The 9,875-nt window shown below is 63.6% G+C and carries 9 protein-coding genes; 3 read left to right on the plus strand and 6 right to left on the minus strand.

Going from position 1 to position 9,875, the window contains the following annotated elements:
- Positions 1 to 2,013 (minus strand): hypothetical protein (locus FBR05_13725; protein MDL1873235.1); only part of this gene is annotated, 2,013 nt, incomplete at its 3' end.
- An 80-nt stretch (positions 2,014 to 2,093) separates the two neighbouring features.
- Positions 2,094 to 2,633, minus strand: a complete 540-nt coding sequence (locus tag FBR05_13730) for a hypothetical protein (protein ID MDL1873236.1) — start codon at positions 2,631 to 2,633, stop codon at positions 2,094 to 2,096.
- A gap of 112 nt (positions 2,634 to 2,745) precedes the next feature.
- Here FBR05_13730 and FBR05_13735 point away from each other — a divergent pair, with 112 nt between their 5' ends.
- The 3 genes from FBR05_13735 to FBR05_13745 are packed head-to-tail and all read left to right on the plus strand — an operon-like array spanning position 2,746 to position 6,119.
- Entirely contained in the window at positions 2,746 to 4,473 is a 1,728-nt protein-coding gene (locus tag FBR05_13735; protein MDL1873237.1) for an AarF/ABC1/UbiB kinase family protein, read from the plus strand.
- A 26-nt stretch (positions 4,474 to 4,499) separates the two neighbouring features.
- Positions 4,500 to 4,988 carry an acyl-CoA thioesterase gene (locus FBR05_13740; GenBank protein MDL1873238.1) on the plus strand — a complete coding sequence of 163 codons (489 nt, stop codon included), beginning with the start codon at positions 4,500 to 4,502 and terminating at the stop codon, positions 4,986 to 4,988.
- A 45-nt stretch (positions 4,989 to 5,033) separates the two neighbouring features.
- Positions 5,034 to 6,119: a TonB family protein gene (locus FBR05_13745; GenBank protein ID MDL1873239.1), complete on the plus strand. Its 1,086-nt coding sequence runs from the start codon at positions 5,034 to 5,036 to the stop codon at positions 6,117 to 6,119.
- 7 nt (positions 6,120 to 6,126) lie between these two features.
- On the opposite strand, the gene FBR05_13750 is transcribed toward FBR05_13745, so the two are convergent.
- From FBR05_13750 to gcvH, 4 genes are all read right to left on the minus strand, one after another.
- Positions 6,127 to 6,687 (minus strand): hypothetical protein, encoded by a 561-nt coding sequence (locus FBR05_13750; GenBank protein ID MDL1873240.1) that lies wholly within the window; start codon positions 6,685 to 6,687, stop codon positions 6,127 to 6,129.
- Positions 6,668 to 8,128 carry a glycine dehydrogenase subunit 2 gene (locus FBR05_13755; protein MDL1873241.1) on the minus strand — a complete coding sequence of 487 codons (1,461 nt, stop codon included), beginning with the start codon at positions 8,126 to 8,128 and terminating at the stop codon, positions 6,668 to 6,670. Before FBR05_13755 ends, FBR05_13750 begins: the two co-directional genes overlap by 20 nt.
- Positions 8,129 to 8,179: 51 nt before the next feature.
- The gene (locus FBR05_13760) at positions 8,180 to 9,532 is read right to left on the minus strand and encodes an aminomethyl-transferring glycine dehydrogenase subunit GcvPA (protein MDL1873242.1); all 1,353 of its coding nucleotides are present in this window, start codon (positions 9,530 to 9,532) and stop codon (positions 8,180 to 8,182) included.
- A partial coding sequence (gene gcvH, locus FBR05_13765) for a glycine cleavage system protein GcvH (protein MDL1873243.1) occupies positions 9,533 to 9,875 on the minus strand: 343 nt, incomplete at its 5' end.

The following is a 9,875-nucleotide window of genomic DNA, read 5'->3' on the forward strand; positions in this document are numbered from 1 at the left end:
GAACGTGTTCACGCTGAACGACGTCGTCAGGGCGCTCGCGGGAACCGCAAACCCCAACAGCGTCGCCGCGACCACCAGGCCGATCGCCCCCTTGCGGCCGAAACGGCGCAGGAAAAACGCCAAAGGCGTCAGCAGGAAGACCGCGTAGAACCAACTCGCGTTCAAACCCGCGCCGGGCGTCAAGCTGGCCAGGCAGCCGCCCTGCGTGTTGCCCGGCAGCGGCGGCGGAGGCACGGCGCCCACGGTCACCACCTTGGTGTCGGTGGTGTCGCCCGTGCAGCGGGTGTTGCAATTTAAGGTGAGCGTATAGGCCCCGGGCTCGGTCGCCGTGAAAGTAGGCGTCAGCGTGTCCGCTCCGGACAGCGTCGCCCCGATCGCGGGCGCCAGTGTCCAGGAGACGTTGACCACCGCCCCAGGATCCGCAGGGCTCAGGGTGCAAGCGGCTCCGGAGATCGCAACGGGCGTATCGAGGTCCGCAACCTGATCCGCGCCGGCGATAGCGCTCATCGTCTCGATGTCGTTCATGAAGACATAGGCGTGCCGCTGGACGTCGATAAACGTCCCCATGTCGATCTCTTCGGAGGCAAGGGAGACGATGTCGTCGCAGCCTTGGTTGTCCAAGTCCACGGCGTCGATGCCGCCGCGGTCCACCACCGGGTTTGTCCCCGAATAAGCCAGCGTCGTCGTCGTGACCGCACGCGCGGCATCCATGACGAATACCCCGACATTGCTGTTGCCCAGCCCGCCTTCGTAGGAAAGCGCGACATCGTCGGCGTCGTCATTGTTGAAAAATCCCGTCGTCAGCACGAAAGGAATTCCTCTTCCTGTCGGTTGATAGGGAACGTGAATGCCGGGGGTGGCCAAATTGCCGGCGCCGTCGCCCATGAAGAAATGGATGCCGACCTCGTTGCCCGCCGTGCCGTTCAATCCGGGGGTCGTGATGACTACGTCGGCGTTACCGTCCCCGTCGAAGTCCCCGGCCGCGATCGAGGACATCCGGAGGTCCTGCTGCGGCGCAAAGAGGCTGTTGACGTCGACCTCTTGAGTGCAGGTGTAGCCGCAAGCGCCGTTGTTCAAGCAGATCGCGATGGTGTCCGGTCCGAAGAAGTTACTCGAAACCGCCACGGCCACGTCGGGACCGCCGGCGCCGTCGAAATCCGCCACGGCGACGTTCATGATGGGATTGGGGCTGGAGTTGTCGAAGGGAATGGTCGTGTCGAAATCGTCCCCCGGCAAAACATCCTGCAACGCGCTGCCGTCGTTCAACATGATGTTGAGAGTATAGAAGTCGATTCCCGAGTCGCCGCCCGCCACCGCCGCGTCGAGGCTGCCGTTGCCGTCGCAATCCAGGAGAGCGGCGTTTCGCTGCCCTTCGATCGAACGGGTGCCGATGACCGTATTGGGGTTGGGATTCCAATCGGCCTCGGCGGTGCTGGTCGGCGCGGCCCCGGGAGGCCCGAAGCCCCCGCCGGCCACGCTGAAGGCGGTGACCATCTTGTTACTCAAAGGATTGAGGGTGTTTTCTCCCGAGGGAACCGCGAGGTCGTCGAAGGCCCCGCCGCCGATGTCGCCGACGACGATGGAACCCAAGTCGATGCCGAAGGTCGTGTCGGAATAGACCAATTCGTAATCGGCCGAGGCGTTGAACTGGTCGACGACTCCCCCGGTACAGGGTCCGGTATTACCGGTGTTGATCAGGACCGAGACGTCCAAGTCGGCGCCCGTCGTGTTGGGAAAATGGCTGTTCGCCGTCGCACAGTCAAAAAATCCGTCGCCGTTGAAGTCGGCCCCGCCCGTGACATTTTTACAGGCGACGCTCATCGCATCTCTGCAACTGAAGGGCGCGGGGGAGGCGCTGGTGCAGAGCACGTTCTCTTGCTCGCAGGAGCTGTTGGAATTTTGGAAGGCGACGGTCTGGGCTCGCAGGCTCTTCGCCTGGTTCAAGGCAAAGAGACCCGCGCCCAACAGGGCGATTAAGGCGAAATTCCAGAGATAAGGCAGCGGCTTCCGCATGGCGGACCTCCCGGGAAAAGAACGGTTGGGATGATTTTGGGGGTATTGTTCCGGGAGCCGAAAAATAAGTCAAAGAAAATCTAGGACTTAAGCTTCAGGCCCTTGAGGACCGCGAAGGGAGAGCCTTCGACCGTTTCGGCGCAGGCGCAGGCCGTCGGGCAGAGGCCTCGGCAGTCCTCCTTGCAGAGGAAGCGTATCGGCAGGGCCAGGGTGATCTCTTCGGAGACGATCTCGCCTAGGTCGATCTCGTCGTTGTGATAGAAGCTGAATTCGAGGTCCTCGGCGCTCAGCTCGATCTCCTCCTCTTCGCTGAGCAGGCCCTCGCGGGGGCCGGAAAAATAGGGGGCCAGGTTGCGCAGCAAGGGCACGTCGAGCTGCGAGTCGAAGGCCTTCCCGCAGCTGGCGCAGGACGGATGGAGGGCGATGCGCAGGTCGCCGGAGAGGGCGACGTTTTGCAGGGTCTTTTGCAGCTCGATCCGTCCCGAGGCGGGGGCCCCGCCGGGGTGGACCTCGGAGAAGCGCTCCCGCAACAGGGCCTGAAACCACTTCGTGGCTTGGTCCAATTCGAGGAATAGGCCCTCTTCGGGGATGGCGGGGACACGGATCTTCATAGCGGTCATAACCCTTGCCGCCACCCTAGGATAAAGCCCCGGCCCTGGCAAGGCCAGGATCCGCCTGCCGGCCCGGCCGACAAACTTGCCTCTTGGGGCTTCCTTCTATAAGGTGCGGGCGATGGCCCGCCCCGCTTCCTCCGTCGGCAAGCTCCGCTTCCTCAAGGTCTACTGGCTGACCTTCGTCATTCTCGCGCGCTATCTCCGGCTATCCCTGTTGAGCCGCTTCCTGGGCGAGGCCCGGATGGAAAGCCGCTGGGAGGCCACCCACCTCAAGACCGCCAGGCAGATCAAGAAGAACATCCTCGAGCTCAAGGGTCTTTTCATCAAAGTCGGGCAGATGATCAGCATCATGACCCACTTCCTGCCCAAGGCCTTCACCGAAGAGCTGGAGGGCCTGCAAGACTCGGTGCCCCCGGCGCCCTACGCCGAGATCGAGCGGCGCTTTTTGGAAGAGTTCCAACGCCGGCCCGACGAGTACTTCGCCCGCTTCGAAAAGCAGCCCATCGCCAGCGCCTCCCTGGGCCAGGTGCACGTCGCCTGGAACGCCGCCGGACAGAAGCTCGCCGTCAAGGTGCAGTACCCCGACATCGAGGAGATCGTCCGCGTCGACCTCAAGACCCTGAAGCGGATCTTCGGACTCCTGCACCTGATCTTTCCCCAGTACGGCCTGAAGAAGACTTATGTCGAGATCCGCGAGGTGGTCCTGGACGAGCTGGACTTCAAGAAAGAGGGCGAAAACCTCGAGCGCCTGGCCCAAAACTTCGCCGGCGACGAGGACATGCGCTTCTCGAAAGTGCATTGGGAATGCAGCACCTCGCGCGTGCTGACCCTCGAGTTTATGGAGGGCGTCAAGATCAGCAACCTCAAGGGACTTCAAGAGCTGGGACTCAACCCCACCGAGGTCGCCACCAAGATCATCCACGCCTACTGCAAGCAGATCTTCCTGGACGGCGTCTACCACGCCGACCCGCACCCCGGAAACTTCCTCGTCCAGGCCCGCGAGGCGGAGGTCGAGGTCGTCGTCGAGCCGGAGGCCGAGGGCGAAGCGCCCCGCACCTTCGTCGAGAAGCGCCTCGTGCCGCGCATCATCATGATGGACTTCGGCGCGGTGGCCCGCATCTCCGAGCCGATGCGCAAGGGCATCGCCAAGTTCTTCGAGGGCATCATCAAGCGCGACAACCAGGTAATCAGTCAGGCGATGAAGGAGATGGGCTTCATCGCCAAGACTCAGGACGAGGAGGTCTTCGACAAGATCGTCGAGTTCTTCTACGAACGCCTCAAGGACATCAAGATCGAGGAGTTGAGAAATTTCCAGATCCAGCAGAAGCAGCGCCTCGAGGACCTGCTGGAGTTCCGCAAGCTCAACATCTCGCTCAAGGAGCTGCTCAACACCTTCAACGTCCCGAAGGACTGGGCCCTGCTCGAGCGCGCCCTGATCCTGCTGGTCGGGCTCACTACGCACCTCGACCCCAACCTCAACCCGCTGAACATCATCATCCCTTACGCGGAAAAATTCGTCCTGGGCAAGGATCGCACCTTCGCCGACCTGATCGTCGACGCGGTGAAGGAGGTCCTGCTCAGCTACCTCAAGCTCCCCACTGAGCTCGAGCGCACCCTGCGCCTGCTCAACAAGGGCGAGATCGAGATCCGCTCGAAGACCGCGGGGCGCGACGCCGACGGCATCCGCTCGGCCCTGCATCGCCTGAGCTACGTCCTGCTCGGGCTGGCGGGCCTCAACCTGGGATACCTCTTGCAAAAACAAGGCGTTTCCCATTACGAATGGTCCTATTACGGCGCGGCCTTTTTCGGTTTTCTGCTCGCCGTCAATCTGGTCCGCGGAAAATAAATCCGCGGGCCGCTCGAAAGGGCCCCATGGAATCCAAACCCGTCTCCCGCTCTTCCGCCGAGTTCACGCATCTCGTCCTGCCCAGCGACACCAACGCGCTGGGCACCATCTTCGGCGGGCGCATCATGGAATGGACCGACATCGCCGCGGCCGTCGTCGCCAGCCGCCACTGCCGCAAGGTCGCGGTGACGGCCAGCATGGACGCCCTGCACTTCATCTCGCCGATCAGGCTGGGGGACATCGTCATCCTCAAGGCGGCGGTCAATTTCACGGCGACGACCTCGATGGAGATCGGCGTGCGCATCGAGTGCGAAAACCCGCTCAGCGGCGAGCGCCGCCACACGGCCAGCGCTTATTTGACCTTCGTGGCCTTGGACGACGCCGGGCGCCCCACCGGAGTGCCGGCGGTGACGCCCGAAACTACCGAGGAAAAACGCCGATTTCTGGAAGGCCAAAAGCGGCGGGAGGACCGTATCCAGTGGAAATCCCGCCTCAAGGCGAAACATTCTGGATAAACCGCCGGAAATACTGCCTATTTCCACGGGCGGCCGGGTGAAGCGATGCTGAGTCCTCAAGACGAAAAGAACATGCGACGGGTGGCCTTTTTCGTGCTGCTCTCCCTGTTCCTGCACGCCTTGCTGGGTAGCTTCTTCTACCGCCTGCAAGAGCACCTTCAGGCCAAACTCCCGCCCCCTCCCCCACCGCAAGAGGTGGTCTGGGTGAACCCGCAGGACCTTACGCCCCAGATCCCGGTGGTCTCCGGCGCCAACCTCCAGCTGGCCGACATCGCCAAGCCGAAGGTCGAGAAGGTCCCCGAGAAGACGCGCTTCGCGAGCAAATACAATTCCAGCGTCAAGGAAGAGACCGTCGCGCCGCGCATCCCCAAAAACGCCAAGCTCGAGACCGAAACCTCCGAGGACGGCAAGAAGGGCGACAACGCCCAGATCCCCGGACCGCCGGAAAAGGCGCCCAAGAAGGTCGCCATGAAGGAGCCGGAGCGACCGCTGCCGAAGGAAGAGGCCTTCGAGCCCAAGGCCCTGCCCGAGGAGGCGCCGCCCCAGGAGGCCCCGGAGACGCCCAAGAAAGAGGTCTCTTTGGAGGATCTTTCCTTGAAGCCGGCCGACTTCAAGGACCTGATGCCGAAGGAGGCCAAGGGCGAGAAGCCGGCGAAGGACAAAAAGGTCGCGATGAAAGAGCCCTTGGGTAAGGGCATCCCCTACGAATCGCCGCTCAAGGGCCGGCCCGGCGCCCCGGGCGACTTCGACAGCTTCGCCCACGACTTCTTCCCGGACGTGAAGATCGGCGGCAAGACCTACCTCAACACGGCGGCCTTCCCCGACGTGCAGTACTTCACTCAGCTCAAGCGGATCTTCCGGATGCGCTTCAACCCCGCGCCCCCGCTGCGCCGCCACTTCGCGGGCAACCGGGTGGTGGTCGGACAGGTGAGCGTCGCGATGGCGGTGACGGTGTCTCCCGACGGCCGGCTGAAAGAATTGTTCGTGGTCAAATCCTCGGGGATCCCGGGTTACGACGAGGAGGCCCTGCGCACCATCCGCGAGTCGGCGCCCTTCTCCGCCCCGCCACAGAAGGTGATGGACAAGGACGGCGTCCTGCGGATGCACTGGAACTTCATCACCTACCTCTAATATTAATTCACTTCGGTTGCAGACAAGGCTGTCCCTGAGCCGCATCCGCGGCCTCGCGGGCCAGCTCGTTCATCTTGGGGCCGGGCGGGATCTTCGCGGTCACGCAGGTCTTGGCGGGGGCGAGCTTCGCGACGGCCAGGTAAGAGGTCTTCTTATTGGGATCTTCCGGATTCTCCGAGGCGTTCACCCGCACGATCAGGGCCTTCGGGACGAGCTTGCCGCCTTGCTGCTCGACCCGCCACTCGGCCTTGGGCCCGAGGGTGGAGAAGCCGCCCGAGATCACCGACCAATATTCCAGCGGATGTTCCTTGCCTTGGGGATCGACGACCGTCACCGACTGGCGCAGGTCCCCGTCCGAGACCTTAAGCCTATAACCGGCCACGCCAGGGCACTGCTGCTCGGAGTCGCCGGTCTCCTTGTCGACGCTCAGCGTCTTGCACTTTTTCGGATCGAGATCGGTGTAGACGCTCTCCAGCCCGGCCGCGGCCAGGCCCAGGGGAAACAGGAGGACGAGCAAAGCTGCGAATCGAATCGATTTCATGGCGACCTCAGGGATTTTTGGGGACATAGACGAACTTCGGCTCTTTCGCGGCCTTCACCTCGTCGAGGCGCCGCACCTTGGGGACGTGCGGGGCGGCCTTGACGGTCTCGGGCTCCTCGCGGCACTCGCGGGCGATCTCTTTCATCGCCTTGATGAAGCGGTCGAGGGTCTGGGGGCTCTCGGTCTCGGTGGTCTCGACCATGAGGGCCCCGGGCACGACCAGCGGGAAATAGATCGTCGGCGGGTGATAGCCGTAGTCCATCATCCGCTTGGCGATGTCGGCCGTGGTCACGCCGAATTTTTTCTGGATCTTGTCGGAGAAGACGCACTCGTGCATGCAGATCTGCGGGTAGGCTAGGTGAAAGTCGCCCTCCAGGCTCTTGCGGATGTAGTTGGCGTTCAGGACCGCGCGCTGCGAGACCTGTCTCAGGCCCTCGGCCCCCATCTCGCGGATGTAGGTGTAGGCGCGGACCAGCATGCCGAAGTTGCCGAAGAAGGCCTTCACCTTGCCGATGGATTTCGGACGGTCGTAGTCCCAGTCGAATTTATCGCCGCGCTTCACGACCACGGGCACCGGCAGATAGGGCTCGAGGACCCGCTTCACCGCCACCGCGCCTGAGCCCGGCCCTCCGCCGCCGTGCGGCGTGGTGAAGGTCTTGTGCAGGTTGAAATGCAGGACGTCGACGCCCATGTCGCCCACCCGCGCCATCCCGACCAAGGCGTTTTGGTTGGCGCCGTCGCAGTAGACCAGGCCGCCCTTGTCGTGGACGAGCTTGGCGATCTCGGCCATGTGCGTCTCGAAGAGCCCCAGGGTGTTGGGGTTGGTGATCATGATGCCGGCGGTCTCTTCGTCCATGGCCTCGGCGACGGCCTCGGCGCTCAGGACGCCGTCGGGGCCGGTCTTGAGCGTCACGACCTTGTAGCCGCAGGCCGCGGCGCTGGCCGGGTTGGTGCCGTGGGCGGAGTCGGGGATGAGGATCTTCTTGCGGGGATTGCCTTGGGCGGCGTGATGGGCGCGGATCATCAGCAGGCCGGCGAACTCGCCCTGCGCCCCCGCCGCGGGCTGCAGCGTCGCGGCGTCCATGCCGCTGATCACGGCCAGGTAATGCTGGAGGTGGAACATCAGCTCGAGGGCGCCCTGGATGTCCGCGACCGGGGCCTGCGGGTGCAGCTTGACGAAGCCGCTCATCCGCGCGACCTCCTCGTTGACCTTCGGGTTGTACTTCATCGTGCAGGAGCCGAGCGGGGTGAGCCCCGTGTCGATGGAGTAATTCCACTGCGAGAGCCGCGTGAAGTGCCGGACCACGTCGAGCTCGGAGACCTCGGGCAGCAGGGGCGCCTCGCGGCGCAGCAGTGCGGCGTCGATATCCTTGGCCGGGTCCACGGCGGGGATCTCGTCCTCCGGCAGCGAATACCCCTGCCTGCCCGGCGCCCCGCGCTCGAAGATCGTCGGTTCCGCGAAGATCATGCCGCGTTTGCCGGGGCCTTCCTTCTTTGCTTTCTCCATAGAATGAATACCTTACAAAACTTCCCGCATCGCCCGGACATAATCGTCCATCTGGGCCTTGCTGTTCATCTCGGTGGCACAGACCAGCAGCGAGCGCTCCATGCCGGGCGCCCAGGACTTGAGGGCGATCCCGCCCAAAATACCTTTCTGCCGCAGCTTGGACAGGATCTCTTCGGGATCCTTCGCGAGCTGCACCGCGAACTCGTTGAAGTGCGGCGCCGAGAAGCGCCGTTGAACGCCGGGAATCTTGAGCAGGCCCTCGCGCAGGTAATGCGCGTGCGAATAATTGATCCGCGCAAGCTTCTTCAAGCCCTGTGGCCCCAGCAGCGAGAGGTAAACCGTCGTCGCCAGCGCGCAGAGCGCCTGGTTGGTGCAGATGTTGCTGGTGGCCTTCTCGCGGCGGATGTGCTGCTCGCGGGTGGAAAGCACCAGGACAAAGCCCCGTTTGCCCTCGGCGTCGACGGTCTCGCCGACCAGGCGGCCGGGCATCTGCCGGACGAACTCCTTTTTGGTGGCGAAGAGCCCGAGGTAGGGCCCGCCCAGGTTGAGGAAGTTTCCGAAGGAGGCCCCCTCGCCAACCACGATATCCGCGCCCTGGCGGCCCATCGGCTCGAGCAGGCCGAGGCTGACGGCCTCGCTGAAACAACCGACCAGCATGGCGCCCGCGCCCTTGACGGCGGCGGAAATTTTTCCGACCTCCTCGATCACGCCGAAGGCGTTGGGCGACTGGACACAGCAGACCGCGACCTCGTCGTTAAGCAAATTTTTCAAGGCGGCCGCGTCGACCCGGCCGTCGGGGCCGAAGGGGACCTCGACGATACGGCAGTCGATGTTGCTCAAGTAGGTCTTCACCACCTGCCGGTAATCCGGGTGGATGGATTGGGCCAGGAGCACCGTCTTCTTCGCCGGGTCCGTCAAGCGCAGGGCCATGAGGACGGCCTCGGCCAGGGCGGAGGCCCCGTCGTAGTTGCCGGCATTGGCCAAGTCCATGCCGGTGAGCGAGGCGATCATGGTCTGGAACTCGAAGATCGCCTGCAAGGTCCCCTGGGAGATCTCGGGCTGGTACGGCGTGTAGGAGGTCATGAACTCGCCGCGGCTGGTGATGGTGGAGACCGCGACGGGGATGTAATGATGGTAGGCCCCGCCGCCCAAAAAGGAGCTGGCGCCGTCGACGGTCTCGTTTTTGCGTCCCAGGGCCTTGAGGTGCCGGACCAGGTCGATCTCGGAGAGCGGCTTGGGCAATTCGAGCGGGGCCTTGAGGCGCAGGGCCTCGGGGATCACCTCGAAGAGCTCCTCGGGACCTCGTACGCCGACGGCCTCGGACATTCTTTGAATTTCTTCGGGGGTATGCGGGAGGTAGCGCAATTACGCCTCTTCCTCTTCTTCGATCAGCTTTTGGTAGGCCTTGGCGTCGAGCAGCTCTTTGACCTCTTCGGGCTTCTTGAGCTTGATGCGGATCATCCAACCCTCGCCGTAGGGGTCTTCGTTGATGATCTCGGGGCTGTCGAGCAGGGGATCGTTGGTCTCGATGACGGCGCCGGTCAGCGGGACATAGAGATCGCTGACCGACTTGGTGGACTCGACCACGCCGAAGGTGTCGCCCTTGTCGATGGTCTCTTCCTCTTCCGGCAGCTCGACGAAGACGATGTCCCCCAATTGCTCTTGCGCGTAGTCGGTGATGCCGACCGTGGCGACGCCGCCCTCGACG

This window comes from Deltaproteobacteria bacterium PRO3, from assembly GCA_030263375.1.
Classification (GTDB): Bacteria; UBA10199; UBA10199; order DSSB01; family DSSB01; genus DSSB01.

Bases quoted from the DNA above. Each gene is read 5' to 3' on its own strand.
- FBR05_13750 (MDL1873240.1), bottom strand. From the start codon at position 6,687: ATGTCCCCAAAAATCCCTGAGGTCGCCATGAAATCGATTCGATTCGCA.
- FBR05_13740 (MDL1873238.1), top strand. From the start codon at position 4,500: ATGGAATCCAAACCCGTCTCCCGCTCTTCCGCCGAGTTCACGCATCTC.
- FBR05_13755 (MDL1873241.1), bottom strand. From the start codon at position 8,128: ATGATCTTCGCGGAACCGACGATCTTCGAGCGCGGGGCGCCGGGCAGG.
- FBR05_13730 (MDL1873236.1), bottom strand. From the start codon at position 2,633: ATGACCGCTATGAAGATCCGTGTCCCCGCCATCCCCGAAGAGGGCCTA.
- FBR05_13735 (MDL1873237.1), top strand. From the start codon at position 2,746: ATGGCCCGCCCCGCTTCCTCCGTCGGCAAGCTCCGCTTCCTCAAGGTC.
- FBR05_13745 (MDL1873239.1), top strand. From the start codon at position 5,034: ATGCTGAGTCCTCAAGACGAAAAGAACATGCGACGGGTGGCCTTTTTC.